Source organism: Alcaligenes sp. CHO6 (assembly GCF_037120595.1).
In the GTDB taxonomy this organism is placed as follows: Bacteria; Pseudomonadota; Gammaproteobacteria; order Burkholderiales; family Burkholderiaceae_B; genus Alcaligenes; species Alcaligenes ammonioxydans.
Map to the genome: position 1 here is coordinate 1,153,297 of NZ_JBANCI010000001.1, position 22,353 is coordinate 1,175,649.

Annotated in this window: 21 protein-coding genes and 3 riboswitches; of the genes, 12 read left to right on the top strand and 9 right to left on the bottom strand. The window is 57.5% G+C overall.

The window, feature by feature from the left end; genetic code table 11:
• Positions 1 to 163 precede the first annotated feature (163 nt).
• The 4 genes from V6936_RS05370 to V6936_RS05385 all read right to left on the bottom strand — a co-directional run bounded on the left by V6936_RS05370 (position 164) and on the right by V6936_RS05385 (position 4,126).
• Positions 164 to 799: a riboflavin synthase gene (locus V6936_RS05370; protein WP_003800116.1), complete on the bottom strand. Its 636-nt coding sequence runs from the start codon at positions 797 to 799 to the stop codon at positions 164 to 166.
• Between the two features lie 151 nt (positions 800 to 950).
• Positions 951 to 1,095, bottom strand: a riboswitch (FMN riboswitch).
• A 57-nt stretch (positions 1,096 to 1,152) separates the two neighbouring features.
• On the bottom strand, positions 1,153 to 1,902 hold the full coding sequence (locus V6936_RS05375) for an SDR family NAD(P)-dependent oxidoreductase (protein ID WP_240208711.1): 750 nt from the start codon (positions 1,900 to 1,902) through the stop codon (positions 1,153 to 1,155).
• 152 nt (positions 1,903 to 2,054) lie between these two features.
• Positions 2,055 to 3,347 (bottom strand): LLM class flavin-dependent oxidoreductase, encoded by a 1,293-nt coding sequence (locus tag V6936_RS05380; protein WP_003800121.1) that lies wholly within the window; start codon positions 3,345 to 3,347, stop codon positions 2,055 to 2,057.
• The gene (locus V6936_RS05385) at positions 3,344 to 4,126 is read right to left on the bottom strand and encodes a 3-oxoacyl-ACP reductase (RefSeq protein ID WP_059317650.1); all 783 of its coding nucleotides are present in this window, start codon (positions 4,124 to 4,126) and stop codon (positions 3,344 to 3,346) included. Before V6936_RS05385 ends, V6936_RS05380 begins: the two co-directional genes overlap by 4 nt.
• Before the next feature lie 50 nt (positions 4,127 to 4,176).
• Positions 4,177 to 4,274, bottom strand: a riboswitch (TPP riboswitch).
• Positions 4,275 to 4,341: 67 nt separating this feature from the next.
• A riboswitch (TPP riboswitch) is annotated at positions 4,342 to 4,449 on the top strand.
• Between the two features lie 142 nt (positions 4,450 to 4,591).
• Between V6936_RS05385 and V6936_RS05390 the strand changes: the two genes are divergently transcribed.
• On the top strand, positions 4,592 to 6,031 hold the full coding sequence (locus tag V6936_RS05390) for a sodium:solute symporter family protein (protein ID WP_219236079.1): 1,440 nt from the start codon (positions 4,592 to 4,594) through the stop codon (positions 6,029 to 6,031).
• Between the two features lie 80 nt (positions 6,032 to 6,111).
• On the opposite strand, the gene V6936_RS05395 is transcribed toward V6936_RS05390, so the two are convergent.
• The 3 genes from V6936_RS05395 to V6936_RS05405 form a co-directional block, all read right to left on the bottom strand.
• On the bottom strand, positions 6,112 to 6,996 hold the full coding sequence (locus V6936_RS05395) for an OmpA/MotB family protein (protein ID WP_003800125.1): 885 nt from the start codon (positions 6,994 to 6,996) through the stop codon (positions 6,112 to 6,114).
• Positions 6,962 to 7,777: a motility protein A gene (locus V6936_RS05400; protein WP_003800126.1), complete on the bottom strand. Its 816-nt coding sequence runs from the start codon at positions 7,775 to 7,777 to the stop codon at positions 6,962 to 6,964. The genes V6936_RS05395 and V6936_RS05400 overlap by 35 nt, the downstream gene beginning before the upstream one ends.
• Positions 7,778 to 7,906: 129 nt before the next feature.
• Positions 7,907 to 8,299, bottom strand: a complete 393-nt coding sequence (locus tag V6936_RS05405) for a flagellar protein FlhE (RefSeq protein ID WP_230406305.1) — start codon at positions 8,297 to 8,299, stop codon at positions 7,907 to 7,909.
• A gap of 235 nt (positions 8,300 to 8,534) precedes the next feature.
• Between V6936_RS05405 and pbpG the strand changes: the two genes are divergently transcribed.
• From pbpG to V6936_RS05435, 6 genes are all read left to right on the top strand, one after another.
• Entirely contained in the window at positions 8,535 to 9,521 is a 987-nt protein-coding gene (pbpG, locus tag V6936_RS05410; protein ID WP_336579543.1) for a D-alanyl-D-alanine endopeptidase, read from the top strand.
• Positions 9,522 to 9,691: 170 nt separating this feature from the next.
• Entirely contained in the window at positions 9,692 to 10,606 is a 915-nt protein-coding gene (locus V6936_RS05415) for a LysR family transcriptional regulator (RefSeq protein WP_003800130.1), read from the top strand.
• 158 nt (positions 10,607 to 10,764) lie between these two features.
• Positions 10,765 to 11,754, top strand: a complete 990-nt coding sequence (locus tag V6936_RS05420) for a Bug family tripartite tricarboxylate transporter substrate binding protein (RefSeq protein ID WP_336579544.1) — start codon at positions 10,765 to 10,767, stop codon at positions 11,752 to 11,754.
• 45 nt (positions 11,755 to 11,799) lie between these two features.
• Positions 11,800 to 12,747, top strand: coding sequence for a succinylglutamate desuccinylase/aspartoacylase domain-containing protein (locus tag V6936_RS05425; protein WP_336579545.1), 948 nt, complete (start codon positions 11,800 to 11,802; stop codon positions 12,745 to 12,747).
• Between the two features lie 112 nt (positions 12,748 to 12,859).
• Positions 12,860 to 13,753 carry an NRDE family protein gene (locus V6936_RS05430; RefSeq protein ID WP_131071760.1) on the top strand — a complete coding sequence of 298 codons (894 nt, stop codon included), beginning with the start codon at positions 12,860 to 12,862 and terminating at the stop codon, positions 13,751 to 13,753.
• A complete protein-coding gene (locus V6936_RS05435; RefSeq protein ID WP_003800134.1) occupies positions 13,750 to 14,169 on the top strand; it encodes a carboxypeptidase-like regulatory domain-containing protein in 420 nt (139 codons plus the stop codon). Before V6936_RS05430 ends, V6936_RS05435 begins: the two co-directional genes overlap by 4 nt.
• On the opposite strand, the gene V6936_RS05440 is transcribed toward V6936_RS05435, so the two are convergent.
• The gene (locus V6936_RS05440) at positions 14,156 to 14,770 is read right to left on the bottom strand and encodes a tRNA-uridine aminocarboxypropyltransferase (protein WP_240208714.1); all 615 of its coding nucleotides are present in this window, start codon (positions 14,768 to 14,770) and stop codon (positions 14,156 to 14,158) included. The two genes, V6936_RS05435 and V6936_RS05440, sit on opposite strands and share 14 nt — an antisense overlap.
• Positions 14,771 to 14,883: 113 nt before the next feature.
• On the opposite strand from V6936_RS05440, the gene V6936_RS05445 reads away from it, so the two are divergent.
• The 5 genes from V6936_RS05445 to V6936_RS05465 all read left to right on the top strand — a co-directional run bounded on the left by V6936_RS05445 (position 14,884) and on the right by V6936_RS05465 (position 20,996).
• Positions 14,884 to 15,621 carry a hypothetical protein gene (locus tag V6936_RS05445; protein WP_131071759.1) on the top strand — a complete coding sequence of 246 codons (738 nt, stop codon included), beginning with the start codon at positions 14,884 to 14,886 and terminating at the stop codon, positions 15,619 to 15,621.
• Positions 15,578 to 16,861, top strand: coding sequence for a Y-family DNA polymerase (locus V6936_RS05450; RefSeq protein ID WP_131071758.1), 1,284 nt, complete (start codon positions 15,578 to 15,580; stop codon positions 16,859 to 16,861). The genes V6936_RS05445 and V6936_RS05450 overlap by 44 nt, the downstream gene beginning before the upstream one ends.
• Entirely contained in the window at positions 16,858 to 20,055 is a 3,198-nt protein-coding gene (locus V6936_RS05455) for an error-prone DNA polymerase (protein WP_003800139.1), read from the top strand. Before V6936_RS05450 ends, V6936_RS05455 begins: the two co-directional genes overlap by 4 nt.
• A gap of 63 nt (positions 20,056 to 20,118) precedes the next feature.
• On the top strand, positions 20,119 to 20,580 hold the full coding sequence (locus V6936_RS05460) for a GatB/YqeY domain-containing protein (RefSeq protein WP_003800141.1): 462 nt from the start codon (positions 20,119 to 20,121) through the stop codon (positions 20,578 to 20,580).
• The gene (locus tag V6936_RS05465; RefSeq protein WP_003800142.1) at positions 20,577 to 20,996 is read left to right on the top strand and encodes a PaaI family thioesterase; all 420 of its coding nucleotides are present in this window, start codon (positions 20,577 to 20,579) and stop codon (positions 20,994 to 20,996) included. The genes V6936_RS05460 and V6936_RS05465 overlap by 4 nt, the downstream gene beginning before the upstream one ends.
• A gap of 194 nt (positions 20,997 to 21,190) precedes the next feature.
• On the opposite strand, the gene V6936_RS05470 is transcribed toward V6936_RS05465, so the two are convergent.
• Entirely contained in the window at positions 21,191 to 22,291 is a 1,101-nt protein-coding gene (locus V6936_RS05470; RefSeq protein WP_131071756.1) for an alkene reductase, read from the bottom strand.
• Positions 22,292 to 22,353 lie beyond the last annotated feature (62 nt).

Consider the following 22,353-nt stretch of genomic DNA (forward strand, 5'->3'; position numbering starts at 1 on the left):
TCAGGCCATTGGAAAATGGCTGATCGTCACTAGAGTGGCTATGTTCTCTAGCACCTGTACTGCATTTCATTCCGAGCTTTGTGAGTGCTTAAAAAGCACAGACACACAAAAAGGGCCGCCAGTTTTAGAACTAGCGGCCCTTTGCACTTAACTCATGCGTGACTCAGTCTTTAAAACCAGGCATCACGCGCGCCATCGTGCCTGCCACCGTACGCTCCAGCACGTCAACCAGAACAACCGTCTGTTGATCCACTTCGATATTGAGTCTATCGCCTGCCTTGTAACGAGAAAATGTTGTCTGGCGCAATGTTTCGGGAATCAGATTGATGGTCACAACGCCATCCTCCACGTCCGCCACGGTCAGGCTGCAGCCATTAACACCCAGAAAACCACGCGGGAACACGTATTTCGCCCAATCTTCCGGCATCTGAAAACGCAGACGGTTGCCGGCCTCGGTAATGCTCAGTTCCAGCACTTCAGCAGTCGTTGCGATATGGCCAGCCATCACATGACCACCAATTTCCTCGTTCAGCTTGGCCGATCGTTCGATATTGACCAGATCACCTGTCTTGAGCGTGCCCAGGTTCGTCCGCTCCAGCGTGACGGGAATCGCATCAAAAGTAACTTTGTGGCCAGAAATACTGGTCACGCTCAGGCATGTGCCTTCCACGCTGACACTGGCGCCCAGTTGCAGATCCACCAGCAATTCGTCGGTGAAATCAATTTCAAACTCGGTACGGCCCAGCTCGGCCTTGACCGCGGTAAGAGGACGAACCGCTTTAACAATTCCGGTATACATCAGCACGCTCCTTCGCAAAATTCATGCAAAAGACCAACGGCTAATGCAGGGGAGATTTTCAGATTTTTCATTTGAACGCATCCTTGATTAAACAATGCGTCCTCCGGGCAACAATAAAACACGTCGCTGCCTTGTGATCAAGGCAGCGATGCTTCATCTTCTTTCATCCGGACTCTCACCGTCGGCCCAGGTTTCTCACCTGATCTGCTGACCTTTCTCTGGCGGAAAGCGCTCGCGGGCTGGGGAATGGCTCCCTTACCGCCGGTGGGGAATTTCACCCCGCCCTGAAGACGTTTGCAGTGTAAGACCGGAGCCCAAGTCTAATCAAGCCAGACCAGGGCCGGTCGCCAAGCTTAAGCCTTGCGATGCACGCTCAAGCCTGCAAAGCTTTGCGCCACCGGCATCAACTCGATGTAGTTGACATTCATATGGGCAGGCGCGTTCATGATCCAGGCAATGGTGTTGGCGATGTCCTCGGGCGTCAGCGCATCCACGTTCTGGTACAGCGCAGCAGCTTTATCTTTATCGCCCAGACGAACGGTAGAGAAATCCGTACCGGAACAGAGGCCAGGAGCCACGGTAGACACACGAACTGCCGTACCCGACAGGTCGGCACGCAGGTTCAGGCCCAGTTGATGCACAAAAGCCTTGGTGGCGCCGTACACATTGCCACCTGCGTAGGCATATTCGCCCGCCGTCGAGCCCAGATTGATGATGTGGCCCTTGTTCTGCTTGACCATACCTGGCAGCAAAGCGTGCGTAATGTGCAGCAACGCGCTGATATTGGTGGCCACCATGGTGTCCCATTGCTCCAGCTTGGCATCCTGAGCCTTGTCCACGCCCAGCGCCAGACCCGCATTATTGATCAGCACATCGATATTGGGGAACCGGGCCATTAGGTCGCCGAGCACCGCATCTGCACGCGCACGATCCGTCAGATCCACGCTGACCGGAACAAAACGCTCGCCCAGCTCGGCAGCAAGGGCGTCCAGCTTGTCCTGACGACGCGCCAGGCCCAGCACGGTATGCCCTTCAGCGACCAGTTTACGGGCCAGAGCAGCCCCAAACCCTGAGGAGGCCCCGGTGACAACGGCGGTTTTCATAGTGCGATCCCTATACAGCTCGCTGCTCGTTAAGCAGGCGACAATTAAAGCATTAAGGATAGCAAACTTCAGGAACTTCGTAGCCCCTTCCCCCTAGGGAAAAAGCGGACAAATCCGTCCATGGCAATGCCCGCTTTTTTCTGCTCCGGGCATCAGGCCGCTGGACGCTCCAGCCCCAGATGCCCCCGCAAGCTGGTGTGCTCGTATTCCTGACGGAACAGACCGCGCTTTTGTAAAACGGGGATGACCTGCTCCACAAAGTCACCAATGCCATTGGGCAAGGACGGAGGCATCAAGTTAAAGCCGTCGGCGCCCTCATTACGCCACCAATGTTCAATCTGATCGGCAATGGACTCGGGCGTACCGACCATGGTGCAGTGACCACCACCGGCAGCAATCCGCCCCAACAATTGCCGGACTGTCGGTTTTTCCGTTTCAATGATGCGCAGCATGGTGGCATAACGCCCCTTGGGGCCCTTGAAACTTTCCAGCGCAGGCAATGGCGGAACCGGTGCATCAAGCTCCCAGTTCATGCAGTCCTGCCCGACAAACATGCCCAGTTGCCGCAAGGAGGTCTGGGTAGGCAGCAATGCATCCAGCTCCTCTTGCTTGCGGCGCGCCTCTTGCATGGTGGAGCCCACATAGGTCACCAGCCCCGGCATGACAGGCACATCCACACCACGACCCGCTTCACGCACGCGTCGTTTGATGTCACGGTAATAGGCTTGAGCCGAGGGCAAGTCATACGCCACGGCGTAAATGGCTTCGGCCTTGCGCGCTGCCAGATCCCGTCCCTGTTCAGACGCACCGGCCTGAAACAGCACCGGCTGTCCTTGAGGCGAGCGCGGCAAGGTCAGGGGGCCATCCACCAGGAAATGATCACCTTTATGCAGGATCTGACGCACCTGATCCACCTTGGCGTAATCACCCTGCCTGTCCATCACCAAGGCACTGTCGCTCCAGGAGTCGAACAGCTTCAGTGCGGTATCTACGAATTCTTCGGCTCGGGCGTAGCGCCAGGCATGGTCAGGCATGGCTTCATAGCCATGGTTACGTGCTTCGGCATCAAACATCGAGGTCACCACGTTCCAGCCCATCCGCCCTTGGGACAGATGGTCCAGGGAACACAACATGCGCGCCGCTACAAAGGGGGTGTAAAAGGTGCTCGAGACGGTGCTGATCAGACCAATACGCTCAGTGGCTCGCGCCAGCGCGGCCATCATGGTCAAGGGCTCCAGAAACCAGCGCGGTCCATCTGCCACATTATCGCTGGACTGACCATCGGCAAAGAAAATCGCATCCAGTTTGCCGCGCTCGGCAATCTGCGCCAGCTCTTCATAAAAGCGGATATCGCCCAAGCGCTCAACCTGGGATTCGGGATGGCGCCAGGCGGCCTTGTGATGTCCGCAGCCCATAATGAACAGATTGAAATGCAGTTGTCTCATCCGTTTTTCACCAATCCGCCGTCAACCACCAAATTTTGTCCTGTTACGGCACGAGCCCACGGACCGGCAAAGAACAAGGCCGCATCGGCAAATTCTTCGGGCGTGGTCACGCGACGCAGCGGTGTACTGGCCGCAATCAGATCAAACACCGCCTCGGGGGTAGCCGCGGACGCATCCGTTGTGCGCAACAAACCGCCGGAAATCATGTTCACGGTAATCTGATCCGGTCCCAGATCGTGCGACAAGGTGCGCGTCATGGACAACAAGGCGGCCTTGGCCGCTGTGTAGTCGTGGTAAGGCACCACAGGATTCTGGAACAGGTTTGTCCCGATATTGATAATGCGGCCAAAACCGGCCTGCTTCATGCCGGGCAAGGCAGCCTGCGTGGTGTTCAGGGCCCCACCCACAATCCCTTCCAGTTGCTGGTTCAATTGCGACCAGGTCAAGGTATCCGCATGAGGGCGGGCATCGCCGTTGAAGGAAAACTCGGGCAAGGCGTTATTGACGACGGTGGTGATGGGCTGACCAAAGTGTGCCTGCGCCTGGGCAAACAAGGCTTGTACAGCAGTCGCATCCCTCACATCCGCTTGCACCGCCAGACAGTGCTGCGGAAACTCGTCCGCCAGCGCCTGGGCAGCGGCTGCACTTTTCAGGTAATTGATGACAACTTTGGCGCCCTGACGTGCAAACGCACGCACCAGACAAGCCCCCAGGCCGCGTGCGCCGCCAGTGACCAGAACCAGTTGTTGGGAGAGTTCCGAGACGTGTTCCACAGACATGACATTCCTTGCAAAAATTCGGCGAGGATGTCGGCCCGGTTCGGACGCAGGGCTAGAGCTTCGGACATCCCTTCGCCAGTATGAGCTGGATCAGGTTCGACGGGTTTTATCTCAGCCCTTTTCAAGAAGGACACCCCGTGCCGCAGGGCAGACCATAGCACAAAACACCGCCAACCGTATGATTGACAATTGAAAGAAGCTCTCCTACTCTTTGAGCCTGTTCCTGGGGGAGTCCTTGACGGGCTGAGATTCCGCATTGCAGCGGTAACCCTTAGAACCTGATCCGGATCATGCCGGCGAAGGGAAAGGAAACGCGGCCTGGCAGCCTGCCCGCTCTTGTCTGTGCGGCGCATTGGCAAGCGCACACGCCCCATTTCAATCCCTCCATTTTTCTGCGCCCCGTCCCCGGCATCGTGCCGGCCGGGCCGGTTTGTGCCCGTTCATACGGGTTTTTGGGGAGATCTCATGCTGGACCAAACCGCCACCCTTTTGTGGCTGATTGTTTTTTCTGCCGCCTTTGCTTTGGCCGGGGTGCTGTATGCCCGCCACTACAACAGCTCTTTGGAAGACTTTGTGGTAGCGCGCAACAGTCAAAGCTCGCTGGCCACAATTCTGACCTTATTGGCCTCTTCGCTGGGCGCCTGGATTCTATTCTCACCGGCGCAGGCGGCCAGTTGGGGAGGCTTGAGCGCCGTGATCGGGTATGCCATTGGCTCCATGTCGCCACGACTGGCCATGATTCCGCTTGGCAAACGCATGCGCGAACTGCTGCCACGCGGTCACAGCCTGAGCGAGTTTGTGATTGCCCGCTATGGCCGTCCCATGTATGCCCTGACCCTGCTGATCATGCTGTTTTACATGTTCATCTCCATGACGGCCGAAATTACCGCCATGTCCAAGATGATTACCTTGATTGCCCCCATTCCTTTATGGGTTACCGCCAGTATTGTGCTGCTGGCCACCCTGATCTACACCTCTTACGGCGGGCTGCGAGCCTCCATCTTTACCGACAAAGTACAGATGCTGGTCATCCTGCCCATGCTATTTCTGATTGTGATGTTCGGCTGGCAAGCCGTGGGAGGACCGGTGAATTTGTTTGACAGCGTCAAGCTGCAAGCCCCGCGTCTGATCGAACTGAGCGACCCCGTGGGAATGAAGGCCGGCCTGACCTTCTTTGTCGCCATTTTGCTGACCGGCCTGTTTCACCAGGGCAACTGGCAGCGCATTTATGCTGCCAAAGACACGCAATCCATGCGGCGTGGCTTTTTGCTGGGCGGCTTGTTTGTCGCCCCCTTCATCTTCCTGATGGGTCTGTTTGGCTTGGCCTTTGTCGGCCTGGGTTCACACGGTGACAGCTCCGTGGCACTGTTCAATGTGATTTTGCCGCATGTTCCTGTCTGGTTTCTGGTGCTGCTGATTCCCCTGGGGCTGTCCCTGGTGATGAGCAGCGCCGATACGGCCATCAGCGCAGTGTCCAGCCTGATTGCGGTGGACCTGGGCCGTATCATGCCTCACCGCAATACCGCTCAAATGATGAGTCTGGCTCGTTCCCTGATCTGGGTGTGCTCCATCCCTGTGCTGTACGCTTCCTCGCAAGGTTTCAGCGTGCTGTACCTGTTCCTGCTGGCAGACTTGCTGTGCTCGGCGGCAGCATTTCCCGTGTTCTTTGGACTGTACAGCCGCCGCTACGATGGTTTTACCGCCACGGTCAGTACCCTGGGCGGTCTAGTTGCCGGCCTGGCTGTGTTTCCACGTCCCAATGGCCCTATGGATTACTTGCTGGAATCCTTCTTGCTGGCTGCGATTGTGCCGGTGGTGATCAGCGTCCTGATCATGCCCTTGCGCCGTCATCTGCCCAATTTCGATCTCAGCTCCCTGGCTTCCTCCACGCGCGTACTGGACTAAATCCGAACGCCCTGAGACCAAGGCTCAGGATAAAAAAACCCCGGTTTGCGACATGCAAACCGGGGTTTTGTTTTAACGATTTATTGGGCTGGGCTTTCAGTCTGTGTTTGAGGGATCTGCACAATGATTTCAACCCTTCGATTCGTTGCACGCCCTTGCTGTGTGGCATTGTCACCCAAGGGACGCGTATCCGCGTAGCCGACCGCACTCAGACGCTGACTGCCTATGCCATTGGCCTCCATATAGCGCACCACACTGCCGGCACGCGCACCGGACAGCTCCCAATTGGACGGGTAGCGGTAACTGCGAATGGGCACCGAGTCGGTATGCCCTTCGATCACAATAGGATGCGCCGATTTTTGCAGGACGGTAGCCAGTTGGCGCAGGACGGTCAACCCTTCCAGCCCCAAATCAGCGCCACCCGAGTGAAACAGAATCTCACTGTTGATACGGAAACTAACCGACTGATCATTCATGACCACATCAATGTTATCTCCCAGACCATCCAGGTCCAAACCATGATTGCTTTTGTCCGGTCCGGCACCGAGCGCCGATTCAGGAAACAGCCCTGCTGAAGCCGGCAACAGCCCCGCCCCTTCTTTACCTGCCTGGGCCATCACTGTTGCTGCCCCCTGCCCTTGCCCCTGAGCCGCAGTCTGAGCCCGCTTGCCGGCAAAAGAAAGCATCACGATCATCAAGACCAGCAGCAAGGTCATCATATCCAGGTAAGTGGTCAGCCACGCCTCTTCCTCCTCGGGGACTGCCAGGCCGGGATCGTTCCAGGGGCGACTGCGACGCCGACTGCCCAGATTGCTCGCCAGCTGCTGCTCAATCTTGGCTCCCCGGGCCTGCTCCAACTCCTTTTGCAAGGCTTTCTGGCGATCCGCCAACTCACCTAACGTCAGGTCTTGCTCCATGTTTCCCATGGGATCAACCTCGCTGCGCAGCCGGGTCGGCATCGTCATCGCGGCCGCCCCGGTCATTGATCTCGTCCTGATACTGCGCCATGAACGAGTTCAGCGTCTCACGCATCAGCGCGGGGCCACGGCGCTGGCTCATCATGGACACGCCCTGCATGATCATGTTCATCAAGACCACCCGCTGTTCCGTGCGACGCTCCAGCTTGACGGCCACCGGCTTAAATACCAGATTGGAAAGCAGCACCCCATAAAAGGTGGTCATCAGGGCCAGCGCCATCTGTTGACCAATCGAGGTGATATCGCCATCACCGAGCAGAAACATCAAATTGACCAGACCAATCAACGTGCCGACCATACCAAAAGCGGGCGCGAAGCTGGCCATCAGGCGAAACAGTTGCGCTTCGGCATGTTCGCGAGCGCGCAGACGGCTGATACGCCATTGCAAAAGATCTTCAATGTCTTCTTGTGGGGCACGATCAATCACTAACTGAACGCCGGTTTTCAAAAACGGGTTCGCGACTTTTTCCAGCGCTTCTTCCACGGCCCGGATATCTCCCATCATCCACAGGCGGGAGATATTGATCAGCTCATCCATATCCTGCTGGGTGTACAGCCGCTCGTTACGCAGCACTGTCCCAATCAGTCCAAAGATGCGAACCACTTCACTTAACGGGTAGCTGATAAAGGTCGCTGCCAAGGTGCCCACCAGCACCACGGCCAGACTGGGCAAATCCACAAACAAGGCGGGATTTTCTGCCGTAAAAAACAAGATCACGGCAAACAGCAGCACGCTGGCCACGATGCCGATCAAAGTTGAGGGGTTCATGCACAAGTCCTGGTTATGGGCCCGAGGGGCATCAGGACTACATATCGGCAGCAGAACGAGTTTCTTTAGGCCTGGACCTTGCGTTGCATCAAAGACAGACAACAATTATGCACATCGCGGCCAGTCACACTAAGGCTGGTAATTGACTCGGATCGAAGCCTGGACGCGCACCGGTTCGGTGCTACCCGCCCAACTCCACACCTCGTGCATCAACACAAAACCAAGACGCGCATCCTGGCCCGCAAAGGCTCTGGTGCTGAGTACCGACCCGTTCATATCCACGCACTTTCCTCCTTGCAGGCACAAACGGCTTTTCAAAATGGCGCGCCCATTATGGTGGTAGCTGACCTCCACCTTGCCAATCGATGAGGCCTGCGCCTGTACCGCTTGCGCTGGCATGAAGAACTGCTGGCTGCTGGGCGAAGCGGGCGTGATGGCACTGCTGAGCTGCTCGCCATCCCAACTTAATGAGGCGGCGTGTGCGAGCGGCAGTACCAAAGCCAGCGATATTGATGTCCACAAACGATTCAAAAAACTGTTTATAAAAACAGGTTTTTTATTGTTTTTAAATTTCACCAAAGACATAGACTGTGTTTTTATACAGATAAAAATAAGTTTCTTAATGATACCGCAAAGACATCTTAATTTTTTTTTAACTTTGAGCCGTAAGATACTAATATAAAGAGGATTTTTTCTGGTAGCATAAGCGCATAAATTCTCTCCGCCCTTCTGTTTCTCGCCCTCCGGGAACTGAAAAATGCCTCAGACCAGAACAAATAAATTAATACGCCGTGCGCTATGTGTTTTATTTCTAGCGCCTTTTTCGCTTTCGTCGCTGGCCGAGCCCTCCGTCCAGGAGAAAGCCACCGCCGCCATCAGCTACAACGTGCCTCACCTGGTTTTCGAAAAAAACCTGCAGCCTATCAGCTATAACGAAAACGATAGTCGCCGTGCGCTGAATGCCCTCAAACATGACGCCCTGATTCAGAATGCGGCCTTGCGTTCGGAAATTGCATTTGTGCAGGATCTGGAGTCGTCAACGGTGCTGTACCAGAAAAACAGCGATGCCGTGCGTCCCATTGCATCCATCTCCAAGCTGATGACCGCTCTGGTCGTTGCCGAGTCGGGCTTGCCTATGGATGAAATGCTGGAGATCATCGACGAAGACGTGGATCGCGTCAAACATTCCAGCTCACGTCTGAGCGTCGGCTCGCGTTTGAGCCGTGCCGACATGATGCATCTGGCCCTGATGTCGTCAGAAAACCGGGCCGCCCATGCCTTGGGCCGTAATTATCCCGGCGGACTGCCTGCCTTTGTGCGCGCCATGAATGACAAGGCGCGCGCCTTGGGCATGCGCAATACGCGCTTTGTCGAACCCACCGGCCTGTCCAGCGACAATGTGGCCAGCCCGCGCGATCTGGTCAAACTGCTGACCGCCACCAGCCAGCATGCCCGCATTCAGCAATACACGACCAACGACCAGTACTCCGTCCAGCCCATGCGAGGCCGCCAACTGGTCTTTAATAACACCAATCGTCTGGTCAAAAACGCCAACTGGGATATCCAGGTCTCCAAAACCGGCTTCATCAACGAAGCGGGTGAATGTCTGGTAATGTTGACCAAAATCGAGGATCGGGAGGTGGCTATTGTGCTGCTGAATTCCTCAGGCCGTTATTCTCGTATCGGTGATGCCGTGCGCATCCGTGATCTGGTCGAAAAATCCAACGGTCTGGCCATGCTCTGATCTCCCTGCGTGTCTGAACCGTGACAGACACACGGTCTGCCCGATGCCCCAACATCATGGCCTTTGAGCCGATTTTGGGGCATTTTTACGACCTGCTGCTCGGCTACCTCTTTCGATGGGTCAGCAGCCGGTATCAATAGGCCTGCATTCTTTTAAGGAGCGTGCTTGTCGTGCCTCAGCTCAAACTGCTTGAAGATTTCCTTACCCTGGCACGCGAAGGCAGCTTTGTCCGGGCAGCAGAACAACGCCACGTCACACACCCCGCATTTGGACGCCGTATCCGGGCCTTGGAAGCCTGGGTCGGAACCCCTCTGGTGGAACGTGGTAGCCTGCCCATCACGCTCACGGCCCAGGGACAGGTGTTCTACAACACCGCCCATCAAGTACTGGAGCAACTCAACCGGGTACGTCGGCAATTGCAGGCCTCGGAGCAGACAGGGCAAGGCCATTTGCGCATCGCCACTGGCCGCAGTCTGGCGCGCACCTTGGTCACCGATTGGGTCAGCCGCCTTCAGAAAGGCAGCCAGGCCCCCTTGTCCGCCCACATACCGATCGATATCAGCACCGGCATGATGGCCGATATGGCCAAGCTGCTTGCCCAAGGCAAAACAGACTTTCTGTGCTGCTATGAGCACCCCGCCCTGTCAATTGAGCTTCTGGCCGAACAGGTTACCTACATGACCATCGCTACCGACAAACTGGTGCCGACCTGTCAACGGCGCAAGAATGGCCACCCTTTGTATGAGCTCAACGCCGATAGCGGGCGCAGCATACCCTTGATTTCATATTCGGGCGGTCTGGCCATGGCCCGGATTCTGGGCGACAAGCTGCATCACTTTCCCTACCCTCTGGTCAGTACGGTACGGTGCGATTCGCTGGACACGGCCATGGGCTCAGTATTAAAAGGCATGGGCGTGGCCTGGCTGCCCTTGTCCATGATTGCCAATGAATGTCGTCGCGGAACGCTGGTGCAGCTAGGTGGCAAGGGCGATGAGATTGCCTTTGAGGTCCGTCTGTATCGCTCGCGCGCCCCCCTTTCGGATCTGGCCGAATCTGTCTGGGCCTTTACCCAGCAAGCTCGTTAACAGGTCTGCCAGCTGAAAAAGCACGGCCATGTGCCGTAACAGCACATCAGCATCAGTTGCAGCGGACACAATACCCCTTCATAACTAAGGATAAACAAGCCCGACGCGCCCACCCGGGCTGCGGGCCGGAGCCCTATCCATCGAACGGGGAGCACATCATGTCTTTTTCTTTCTCCAAACGCAGTCTGGTACTGAGCCTGGCAGGCGCCTGTAGCCTCTTGCCCATTTCGATCAGCCATGCCGACACCTATCCCTCACGCAGCCTGACGTTGGTCGTAGGCTATCCGGCCGGAGGCAGCGTCGACCTGACTGCACGCCTGCTGGCGGAAGATCTCAGCAACCGTCTGGGCCAAACGGTGGTGGTCGAAAATGCGGGCGGCGCAGGCGGGACGATTGGAGCTCAACGTGTCCAGCGTGCCGCTGCTGACGGCTATACCCTGCTGCTGGGTTCCACCAACGAGATGATTATCGCAGGCATGATCAACAAGGCCGTGCGCTATGACGGACAGAAAGACTTTACGCCCATTGGCATGATTGCTTCTCAGCCCCTGCTGCTGGCCGCCTCCAAAAAATCGGGCATCCGCTCGGCGGCGGACTATGCGCAAAAACTGCGGGCTGCCCAACCCGAAGCCTTCAGCTTTGGCTCCTCGGGCGTGGGGACCACCCTGCACCTGGCCGGTGAAATGGTCAATGCCTCCACCGGCACCACTGCCATGCATGTGCCCTATCGCGGCGTGCCTCCTCTGGCCTCGGACCTGATGAGTGGGCAATTGGACACCGCTTATCTGGTCCTGTCCTCGGGCCTGTCACAAGCACGGGCAGGTGCCATCGTCCCCTTGGGCATTACCGAAACCCGTGCGTCTGCGGCTGCACCGGAAATTCCGCCGCTGGCCGATACGCCCGGTTTTGAAAAAGTCGACATCAATGTCTGGTTCGGCTTGTATGGCCCCAAGGACTTGCCTGAATCCGTCACCCAGACCTTACGCCAGCCTTTGGATAACAGCCTGGAATCGTCCAGCCTGCAAGAGAAAATGCGGTCGAATGGCGCTACGCTTTACGCCCCCGGCATGAACGCAGCCGAATTTCAGGCCAGAGAAGTCGATAAATACGCCCGCCTGGTTGAGCTGGCCAAACTGCAAGCCGAATAAAAAAACAGGCCCCCGGCCGCAGGTCGGGGTGCTGGAGCCCCTAGCATGTCCTTTTCTCTTTCGTACCCCGACATTCAAACAGAGCGCCAGGGCAATACCGGTGTTCCCGGCCTGTGGTGCCTGGACTCCGGTAAAGCGGGCCGAACCGTGATGATCAGCGCGCTAATACACGGTAATGAGCTTTGCGGAGCCTGGGCCTTGAAAGCCTTGCTCGCTCGTGGCGTGCAACCCCGTCGCGGCAAGCTGATCCTGGCTTTTTGCAATCTGGACGCTTTTGATCGCTTTGACCCGGCGCATCACGATGCCAGCCGTTATGTGGATGAAGACATGAATCGGGTCTGGAGTGCGCAAAAACTGTCTCAAACACAGACTCAGGAACAACGTCGCGCACGCGCCATCTTGCCCTGGCTGGAACAGGCCGACTGGTTGCTGGATCTGCACTCCATGCACGAGCCCTGTGCGCCCTTGCTATTGACCGGAACCTTGGAGCGCAACATCGAGCTGGCCAAGACACTGGGCGCCCCCGAACACGTCATTGTGGATTCCGGCCATCAGGACTGCGTACGCATGCGCGATTACGGCCGATTCTCTGAGCCCGAGGCTGAAGAAACCCGCTCCCTGTTGCTGGAATGCGGCTTTCACGGAGACCCGCAGACACCGGCTGTGGCGCTGGACCTGATTGCCCGCTTTCTCATCGCCTCCGAGATTGTGGACATCCAAGATATCCCGTCAGACTGGCGTCGGGCCTCTCCCAAACAGCAACGAATCGTGCAGGTCACCCATGCGGTGGTGGCGCCCTCCCGGCAAGTGAGTTTCAGCCAGGCCTGGCAAGGCCTGGAAACCCTGAGCCAGGCAGGCACATGCATCGGCCAGGCCGATGGGCAGCCCTTGCTGACGCCTTACGACCACTGCACCTTGATCATGCCTTCTTTACGTCAGCTGCGTCCCGGCGTCACGGTTGTACGCCTGGCCCGGGACTACATGGCGCCTTAAGGGCCCGGCGGCAAATACACGGCCCGCACCTGCGTTCCAATGCCGGGAAAAAATACGGAACTTGGCACTTCTTCGGCTACCAAAGCCTGCATAGCCATCCTACAATCGGCACATGTGCATCGCTTATATCGCCATCGGAGTCAATGCGGATTGGCCGCTGATTATTGCCGCCAATCGCGATGAATATCATGCTCGTCCCAGCCAGCCGGCACAGCCCTGGCAAGACGAGCCCGACATTCTTGCCGGTCGTGACCTGCAGGCCGGAGGCACGTGGCTGGGCCTGACACAAAGCCGGGGACGACTGGCCCTGCTTACCAACTACCGCGAAATTCCCGGCAATAAAAGCGGCGCTCAACGTTCGCGGGGAGAACTGATCCCCCAATTCCTGCGCGATGAGCGCAGCCCTCTGGATTATCTGGCCCAGTTAGCCCGTCAAGGGGCCGAGTACGCCGGTTTTAATCTTTTTGTGCTGCAATGGCCCACCGACACGCAAGCCTTGCAACTGGCTTATTACAGTAATCGTCACCCCAGCGGCCAGCCGCAACGACTCGATCCGGGCGTCCATATTCTGAGCAATGCCTGGCTGAACACCCCGTGGCCCAAAAGCCTGTTCTTGAAGGAAACCCTGCAAGCGCAACATTTTGACGGCTCGGCCCCGGCCGTAGAGAGCTTGTTTCAAGGTTTGCGCAATCAGGACCTGGCCGCCGATGCAGACTTGCCTCAGACCGGCTTGAGCCTGGAGCGCGAACGCCTGTTAAGCAGCCCGTTTATTGTCAGCCCCGACTATGGCACGCGTTGCACCACCGTCATTACGCTGGATCAGCATGGGCAAGGTACGCTGCGTGAACGCAGCTTCACCCCGGCGGCCCAGCCCGAGCGGCAACATGACTGGCCCTTGTCATGGCCCAGCTTTCATCCGCACGGCCTGCCCCCTTCCACTCATAACAGCAACAGGGCCATGCATGGCCCGCTTAGCCACCTCACCTCAAGCAAGGAAATCTCATGAGTCCTCGTCTTTCTTTGATCGGCATTGCCATGTCGCTGGCCTTGTTGAGCAGTCCGATTGCGCACGCTCAGGAACTGCCCCCCAGCCAGTATTACGGCTCCACCGAATACGTCAGCGGCGGCATAGGCAGTGATGAAGCCCAGCTTTTCCGCATGGTGCGCAGCACCTTTCCCTTGTCCGTCAACTTTTCAGCCCAGCAGGGCGAGCGCATCGCCTACATCTCTGATGTCCAGCTGGTGATCCGTAACAGCGCCGATCAGACCGTGCTCAACAGCCTGATTGATGGCCCTTATTGCCTGATCCGCCTCGGTCCGGGCAACTACAAAGTGTTTGCCACGTACGAAGGCCAAACCCAGGAGCGCCAGACCACACTGGTCGAGGGTAAGCCGCAGGAACTGAACTTCATCTGGAAGTAGGATAATTGCGCTCATAGGTATCCAGGCCCATGGCCTGGATCTGCTCCTCGATCAAATGCTCAAATGGCCGTAGCAAGGCGCTGAAATCGCGCTCCGGCTCCATAAGCTGCATCAACCGTACAATCGCCTCCAACGTGGAAACGGCCTGAGGATCTGGCGCTTTGCGCAACCGGTAGCGCGACACATCCCCTTGCGGCAGCACCCAATGCGGCAAACGCTGCAAGATCGGATTGCGATGCAAAATCAAGCGGGCCTTGCGCCAGGTGCCATCGGGCACCACTATCAGATCAGGCCTGTGCTGGGGCGCCAAGGCCCGGGCCACCTGGGCCTGAGGTCCCGGAAACAGCAGTACAGGACGCTGGGCCTGCGCTAAACGCGCCTCCAGATCTTCAAACTGCTCCCCCACCCACAGCTGCGCCCCTTGCACACCCAAATAAGCCAGACGCCCGGTATTGAGCGCATGCCGCGCCTCGGAATGATGCTGCAGAATCAAAAGAGGGCACGTTGCTTGCAGAGAAGGAATCAGCGAACACAAGCATCGGGCCACAGGCCGCTGACACCGTGCGCAACGGCCTGGACGAGAGAAAGAGGAAGCGTTCATGCAAGGGGACCCAACAGAAGGCCACAGTATATAAAAGTTCTGCTTTGAAGCCGATGGCCGGTTTGCCGAGTTGCATTTTTACTGTATATTTATACAGCATTCAGGAGCATTCTATGGCAAGCGCACTTCGTTCCCTTTTAGATATTCACCCCTCCCTGTGGACGGGCAAGCATTATGCGCATGCCGCCGGCACGTGCCTGTCCAGTGGCTTTGACAGCCTGAATGCCCAACTGCCTGGAGGCGGCTGGCCAGTGGGCAACCTGATCGAGCTGCTGGCCCACCCGGACAGCAGTACCATGTCCTTGCTATTGCCCGCCTTAAATGCCATGCCGGCAGAACGCTTGCGTGTGCTGGTCGCCCCTCCCTATCAGCCCATGCAGCAATCGTGGCATGGCACCTGTGCAATGTCCCGGCCAACCCACCCTGCGCCACGCACGCTACCCGCCCGCCTGCTCTGGATACGCAGCCAGCACCTGAACGACACCTTATGGGCCAGCGCCCAAGCCCTGCGGCACGGCCACTGTGCCGCCGTACTGAGCTGGTTGCCCGCCCATGTCCCTTTAGCCGCCTTACGCCAGTTGCAACTGTTGGCCAGCCATAGCGACAGCCTGTTTTTTTGCTTACGTCCCCTGCACAGCCAAGCCAATAGCCCGGCCCTGTTGCGCCTGGCGCTTTACCCCCGACAAGATCAACAAGGCCAGGCCTGGCTGGATGTGCAGATTCTTAAGCGCTGCGGTCCGCCCTGCTCGCAAGCCATTGCCTTAGCCCTTCACCCAACCGGGATGCCGCCAGCGGCCCTGCCAAACCATGTACCTGTGCCTGCGACTGCCCCAGAACCTGCTCACGCCTGAGGCCGGTTCAGAGCAGCAAGACAGGCTGCAGGCGGTCTTGCTACACTACAGCCCGCAACTGGCTCACATTCAGGCGAATCTATGGGTACTGAATATCAGCGCCAGCCTACGGCTGTTTGGTGGCCTGCGTCGTCTATACCAACACGTTCGGGCAGACTTGCAAGCCCTGATTCCCGATCCCTGTCTGGCCCTGGCTCCCAGCGCGCGGGCGGCCTGTTTGCTGGCCCTGTCCACACGCAAGCAACGTCGTTGCATCCGGCGGCTGCACGCTTGTCTGAACCCGCTTCCCATCCAGTTGCTGGGCGCACCTGCCGATCAGTTGCACTGGTTGCACAGCCTGGGCTGTCATACCTTGGGCCAGTTGCGTCAATTGCCACGCGACGGTCTGGCCCAGCGCGGGCTGCGTACCCTGCTCCTGCAACTGGATCAGGCCTACGGCTTGCAGAGCTGGACCCTGGAATGGGTCCAGTCTGCCCCACAATTTATATACCGACTGGAGCTGGACACCCCTTCCAATAACAAAGCCTTGGTATTACGGGCCTTGACCCGTCTGCTAAACCAGCTGGAAGGCGGGCTGAACCAGCACCAACTCGCTTGTACGGGCCTGGAGCTGACCCTGCATACGGAGCGCTATAAAGATTACCCACGCAGCACTCATCTGGAACTGCACATGGCCCGCTCTAGCTGGCGCAGCCAGGACTTTCTGCCTGTCTGGCAAGAACAGTTCCAGCCCCTGCAATTACCTGCCGCCGTCCAAAGCCTGATGCTGCGGGCCCGCCAACTTCATCCACGCCAAACCCACGCCAGCAGTCTGTTTCCGGATGCACACCATTGGCAGGAACAAGACCAGCAACTTCTGGAACGCTTGCAGGCCAGACTCGGGACCGGGCAGATCCTCACCCCCGCCCCCCAGGCCAGCCATTTGCCCGAGCAAGCCAATCAATGGCAGCCCGCATCAACGGTGGCCGCCCGCCCAGCCGCAGGCCCGGTACGGCAGCGTCCCTGCTGGCTGCTGGAGCCGGCCCGGCCCCTGCCACACGACCAACAATCCCCGCTCCTGGACCATCAACGTTTGCGCCTGATTCAAGGCCCAGAGCGAATACAAACCGGCTGGTGGAACGGTGGCGGCCACCAGCAGCGAGACTATTTTGTAGCCTTGTGCCCCCAAGGGCGTTTGTATTGGGTTTACCGGGATTTAAGCCAGGAACACGCTTGGTATTTACACGGAGTCTTTGGATGAGTATCCCTTCAGAACTGCTCTACTCCGAACTAGACTGCCTGTCCAACTACAGTTTTTTGACGGGTGCCTCCCATCCCGAGGAGCTGATCAGTCGAGCCGCCGAGCTGGGTTACAAGGCACTGGCCTTATGCGACTACGCCTCCATGGCCGGGGTAGTCCGCGCCTACGCACAGGCCCGACTGCATCCACAGATCCGTTTGCTGGTTGGCAGCCGATTCCGCTTTAGCGGCCAATGGGACTCTTCCTCCTGCCCTGGCACGCATTGTGAGACCGCTTCACCCAACGACACGCAGGCCCACGAACTCTTGATTCTGCCCCGCAACAAAGAAGGCTATGGAAATCTTTGTCAGTTCATCTCTGAGCTGCACCAGTCTTTGGACTTGAAGCAGGAGGCGCCCATTGACTGGTCCTTTTTGCAGCAAGCCCGCTACGGTGCGCAGCACACGGTATTAGCCGACTGTCTGGTCATTTACAAACCGGCTTATGGCCTGTCTGGCGAACACATCTATCAGCAAGCGCAAGACTTGAAAAGCCTGTTTGCCGACCGTTTGTTTTTAGGCCTCAGCTTACATAGGCGGGATCAGGATCAGCAGCATTTACGCACGGTTCGGCTGGCAGCCCAACAGTGTGGCCTGTCTTGTGCCGCCTTGGGCGGCGTCCACATGCATGTGCGTTCTCGCCAGCCCTTGCACGACACCTTGACCGCCATACGCCTGAAAACACCCATACAGGAATGTGGCTGGTCTCTGGCCAGCAATGCGGAACACCACTTGCGCAGTCGTTTCCAACTGGCCAACCTCTACCCGGCCGACTTGCGCAAGACCAGCGATCACATTCAAGAGCTGTGCCAGTTTTGTTTAAGCGAAATCAAGTACGAGTACCCGGTCGAGATTGTTCCGCCCGGCCTCAGTGGCAGTGAGTATCTGCGACAGGAAACCGAGCGTGGCGCGCACAGGCGCTATCCGAAAGGAATCAGTGACCGTTTGCGCACGCGCCTGGACGAAGAGCTGAGCCTGATTGAAGACCTGGGCTACGAGTCCTACTTTCTGACCTTGTACGACATCGTCAGCTACGCCCGCAGCCGGGGAATTCTGTGCCAGGGTCGCGGCTCGGCCGCCAATTCAGCGGTATGCTATTGCCTGGGTATTACGGAAGTGGACCCCGCCAGCAGTCATACGCTGTTTGCCCGCTTTATCAGTCGGGCACGGGCCGAACCGCCCGATATCGATGTGGACTTCGAGCACCAGCGTCGCGAAGAAGTCATTCAATACATTTATCGCAAATATGGTCGTGAACGGGCTGCATTAACGGCGGTAATCACGAGCTACCGCCGTCGCAGCGCCTTGCGTGATACCGGCAAGGCACTTAGCATTCCTCACGCCTTGATCGAGGCCTTGATCCAATGTGACCGCGCCTGGCTCAAAGATACCCGTATTCAGGATGAGGTCCTGGCACGCTTTCCCGAATGCCCGCCTGAACAAGCCCATCAATGGCTGTCTTTGACCCGTCAGCTCATGGGTTTCCCGCGTCACCTGTCTCAGCATCCCGGTGGTTTTGTGATTTCACAAACGCCTTTGCACAGGCTGGTGCCGATTCAAAACGCCGCCATGCCGGGGCGCAGCGTCGTGCAATGGGACAAGGATGATCTGGATGTGCTGGGGCTGCTGAAAGTCGACATCCTGGCTTTGGGCATGTTGAGCGCCCTGCGTCGATGCCTGGACAGCATCAGTCAGCAAACAGGCAAGCCGTTCCGCTTGCAGGACATTCCTTTGCACAGCGCCAAAACCTTTCGCATGATCCGGCGCGCCGACACCATAGGCGTATTCCAGATCGAATCCCGCGCCCAGATGAGCATGTTGCCGCGGCTACGTCCCAAGTGCTTTTATGACCTGGTGGTGCAAGTGGCGATTGTGAGGCCCGGCCCCATTCAAGGTGGCATGGTGCACCCGTATCTGGAACGCCGTCGCGACCCCAGCAAAGTCGATTACCCCGCTCCCGAAATCCGCCCTGTGCTGGAACGCACCTTGGGCGTGCCTATTTTTCAGGAGCAGGCGATGGAACTGGCCATGGAGGCGGCAGGTTTTTCGGCCGACAAAGCAGATGCCCTGCGACGAGCCATGGCTGCCTGGCGTCGCCGTGGTGGTTTGGGACCTTTTGAACAGGAGTTGCTAGATGGTATGGCCGCTAAACAGTATCCCCCTGAGTTCGCCAAGCGCCTGTTTGATCAGATCAGCGGTTTTGGGGAATACGGTTTTCCCGAAAGCCATTCGGCCAGCTTCGCCAAACTGGCCTGGTTCAGTGCCTATCTGAAAGCGCGTTATCCCGATCATTTTCTGGCCGCTTTGCTGAACTCTCAGCCCATGGGCTTTTATGGCCCCAGCCAATTGGTCCAGGATGCACGCCGCCACGGCGTACAAGTGCTGCCTGTTGATGTGCAATACAGCCTGTTTGACAGCCATGTATGTTCAGCACCGGGCAGCCCGCGCCAGGTCCGTCTGGGCCTGCACATGGTTAAAGGCTTAAGTGAGCAAGGCGCACACGCTATTGTTCACTACCGGCAAAACCACCCCGAACGGACATTGAACCTGGCCTGCTTGCGCCAGGAGCTGGCTCTGTCCGCTCATGATCAACAAGCCCTGGCGCAAGCCCATGCCTTGCGCAGCGCTTATAGCCAGCGTCGACATGGCGTATGGGATGCTCGCCGTCCCAGCCAGGCCGGTTTGCTCAGCCATGCAGAAAACCCGGACACGACGCCAGAGCTACCTCGTGCCAGCGTAGGGATAGAGGTATTGAGCGACTATCAGGCAGTCGGATTAAGTCTGCACCGTCACCCCCTGTCCTTGCTGCGACAGCAGTTAATTCCTTTGCGATTCTCAACGGCAGCACAACTGAGTCTGAACTACCCGGACCGCCGGCTGGCACGGGCCTGTGGCCTGGTCACGACCCGCCAACGTCCCGGCACCGCCAAGGGCACGGTCTTTGTGACGCTGGAAGACGAAACAGGCAGTGTGAATGTCATCGTGCGCGAGGAGCTGGCTCAGGAGCAATCCCAGGCACTGCTCCAGTCACGTCTGCTTGGCGTCTATGGCATCTGGCAGCGCGACGGTGCTGTCTGCCATTTGATTGCCCGACGCCTGGTTTGCCTGAATCACCTGATCGGTGATCTGGTGACGCGCAGTCGGGATTTTCAATAATCGGATTTTCCCCATCCCGCCCTGCGTTAAACTAAGGCTTTGCCCGTTCAATCAGGAACCACCATGAGTCAAACACTCAAAACCCGTTTAGCTGACGATATCAAAACGGCGATGCGCGCTCGCGATAGCGCGCGCCTGGAGACCTTGCGCTTTTTGCAAGCCGCGATCAAACAACGTGAAGTGGATGAGCGTACGGAGCTGGGCGATGCCGAAGTCACAAGCATCATTGAAAAACAGGTCAAGCAGCGCCGCGAATCCATTCAGGCTTTTGAATCGGCCGGTCGCACTGAAAGCGCCGAGAAAGAAGCAGCAGAATTGCAGATTCTGCAAGAATATCTGCCCCAACAGGCCGATAAGGCAGAAATTGATGCTGCAATTGCCGATGCAATTACCCAAGCCCAATCGGAAGGCGCTCAAGGTCCCGCACTGATGGGCAAGGTCATGGGTTTGGTTAAAGCCAAACTGGCCGGTCGTGCCGATATGTCTCAAGTTTCCGCTCAAGTGAAGCAGAAGCTGAATCCATGAAGCATTTGCAGGCCGAACTGGCGCAGCCCAAACAGGATTTCTTCGGCACTCATATCCCTTTGATGCAGCACCTGGGCCTGCAAACCGTCAGCAGCACCGAGCAGGAAGTGATCACTTTTCTGCCCTGGCAAGCCTGGAATGCCAACTCCCGTGCGGATGTACATGGAGGCACCTTGATGGCTATTCTGGACTTCACGCTCAGCGCTGCCGCGCGAGCACAGCGCCCTGGTTCAGGGATGGCCACCATCGACATGAACACCCAGTTCCTGCTCCCAGCCCGTGGCGATGTCTGGTTCAAAGCCCGGTGTCTCTATCTGGAAGGCGACACCGCCTATTGCGAAGGAGGCGGATACGACGAGAAGGAGCGCTTGCTGGTTAAAGCGGCAGCCACTTTTCGGGTTGTGCGCGGTAGCTGAACGCCACGCGCCAAGGGATTGCCTAAACGGGCACCGTCAAACCAGCGTTGACACCAGTAAATCAGCCATCCGCACACAATCATTCAAAAACGGCACCTTGTTTCAATCCACTACCGAATCACCACAAGGTCCATTAAAAAAGCCCGCATCAAACGGGCTTTTTTATTTTCAAGCGACTTAACCAGAGCGCCGAATTAATGCGTCTGCAAATCCTCACCCACCGACTGCTCACAGTCTGCCTGGGTTTTCAGAAATGGATAATCCGTATAGCCTTTGGGGCCCTGGGTGTAAAACGAATCCCGGTCCCAGCTATTGAGGGGAGCGCGTAACTGCAAACGCAATGGCAAATCCGGATTGGATAAAAAAGCCTTACCGAACGACACGGCATCGGCCATGCCTTTGGATAAAGTGGTCTGTGCGGTGGGCAAATCAAAATGCTCATTGGCAATAATGGCGCCACCAAACTGACATTTGATCATGGGCAACAAGCTGTCCGAGGCCGGACTTTCGCGCAAGAACAAAAAGGCAATATCGCGGCGATCCAGCTCACAGGCCACGTAAGAGAACAAGCGGGCCGGATCGGAATCCTTCATGCCATGCAAACCACCCCGTGGAGACAAATGCACACCCACCCGGCCGGCACCCCAAATGGCCACACAGGCATCCACAATTTCCAACAGGAAACGCGCCCGATTTTCAATCGTTCCGCCGTACGCATCGGTACGCGTGTTGGACCCATCGTGCAAGAACTGGTCAATCAGATAGCCATTGGCACCGTGTATCTCTACCCCATCAAAGCCCGCACTGAGTGCGTTTTGGGCCGCTACAGCAAAATCGTCCACGATGTCGGCAATTTCTTCTGTGCGCAAGGCGCGAGGCACCACGAAAGGACGCTCGGGACTTAAATGGCTGACCATGCCGTCACAGGCAATTGCACTAGGCGCTACCGGCATCTGGCCATTGAGAAACTCCGGGTCAGACACCCGCCCCACATGCCACAATTGCAGAACGATCCGCCCCCCCTTGGCATGCACGGCTTCGGTAATCGTGCGCCAGGCATCTACCTGCGCGCTGCTCCAGATGCCCGGCGTGTGGGCATAGCCCACGCCTTGCGGCGATACCGAGGTCGCTTCGGCTACAATCAGCCCCGCACTGGCCCGCTGACAATAGTACATACGCATCAAATCGTTGGGCATACGACCCTCCGAGGCGCGCGCGCGTGTCATGGGCGCCATGATGATGCGGTTCATGAGCTCAATATCACCCAGTTTGATTGGATCAAACAAACTAACCATTGTTTTACACTGTCCACTATTGATGTTTCCGCCAGGGCTTGAACGACACGCGCCCAAGGGAA

What these genes read in the sequence shown, in the direction of transcription:
- V6936_RS05370 (WP_003800116.1), bottom strand. Translation starts at nt 799, where the DNA reads ATGTATACCGGAATTGTTAAAGCGGTTCGTCCTCTTACCGCGGTCAAG.
- V6936_RS05375 (WP_240208711.1), bottom strand. Translation starts at nt 1,902, where the DNA reads ATGAAAACCGCCGTTGTCACCGGGGCCTCCTCAGGGTTTGGGGCTGCT.
- V6936_RS05380 (WP_003800121.1), bottom strand. Translation starts at nt 3,347, where the DNA reads ATGAGACAACTGCATTTCAATCTGTTCATTATGGGCTGCGGACATCAC.
- V6936_RS05385 (WP_059317650.1), bottom strand. Translation starts at nt 4,126, where the DNA reads ATGTCTGTGGAACACGTCTCGGAACTCTCCCAACAACTGGTTCTGGTC.
- V6936_RS05390 (WP_219236079.1), top strand. Translation starts at nt 4,592, where the DNA reads ATGCTGGACCAAACCGCCACCCTTTTGTGGCTGATTGTTTTTTCTGCC.
- V6936_RS05395 (WP_003800125.1), bottom strand. Translation starts at nt 6,996, where the DNA reads ATGACGATGCCGACCCGGCTGCGCAGCGAGGTTGATCCCATGGGAAAC.
- V6936_RS05400 (WP_003800126.1), bottom strand. Translation starts at nt 7,777, where the DNA reads ATGAACCCCTCAACTTTGATCGGCATCGTGGCCAGCGTGCTGCTGTTT.
- pbpG (WP_336579543.1), top strand. Translation starts at nt 8,535, where the DNA reads ATGCCTCAGACCAGAACAAATAAATTAATACGCCGTGCGCTATGTGTT.
- V6936_RS05420 (WP_336579544.1), top strand. Translation starts at nt 10,765, where the DNA reads ATGTCTTTTTCTTTCTCCAAACGCAGTCTGGTACTGAGCCTGGCAGGC.
- V6936_RS05425 (WP_336579545.1), top strand. Translation starts at nt 11,800, where the DNA reads ATGTCCTTTTCTCTTTCGTACCCCGACATTCAAACAGAGCGCCAGGGC.
- V6936_RS05430 (WP_131071760.1), top strand. Translation starts at nt 12,860, where the DNA reads ATGTGCATCGCTTATATCGCCATCGGAGTCAATGCGGATTGGCCGCTG.
- V6936_RS05435 (WP_003800134.1), top strand. Translation starts at nt 13,750, where the DNA reads ATGAGTCCTCGTCTTTCTTTGATCGGCATTGCCATGTCGCTGGCCTTG.
- V6936_RS05440 (WP_240208714.1), bottom strand. Translation starts at nt 14,770, where the DNA reads ATGAACGCTTCCTCTTTCTCTCGTCCAGGCCGTTGCGCACGGTGTCAG.
- V6936_RS05445 (WP_131071759.1), top strand. Translation starts at nt 14,884, where the DNA reads ATGGCAAGCGCACTTCGTTCCCTTTTAGATATTCACCCCTCCCTGTGG.
- V6936_RS05450 (WP_131071758.1), top strand. Translation starts at nt 15,578, where the DNA reads ATGTACCTGTGCCTGCGACTGCCCCAGAACCTGCTCACGCCTGAGGCC.
- V6936_RS05455 (WP_003800139.1), top strand. Translation starts at nt 16,858, where the DNA reads ATGAGTATCCCTTCAGAACTGCTCTACTCCGAACTAGACTGCCTGTCC.
- V6936_RS05460 (WP_003800141.1), top strand. Translation starts at nt 20,119, where the DNA reads ATGAGTCAAACACTCAAAACCCGTTTAGCTGACGATATCAAAACGGCG.
- V6936_RS05465 (WP_003800142.1), top strand. Translation starts at nt 20,577, where the DNA reads ATGAAGCATTTGCAGGCCGAACTGGCGCAGCCCAAACAGGATTTCTTC.
- V6936_RS05470 (WP_131071756.1), bottom strand. Translation starts at nt 22,291, where the DNA reads ATGGTTAGTTTGTTTGATCCAATCAAACTGGGTGATATTGAGCTCATG.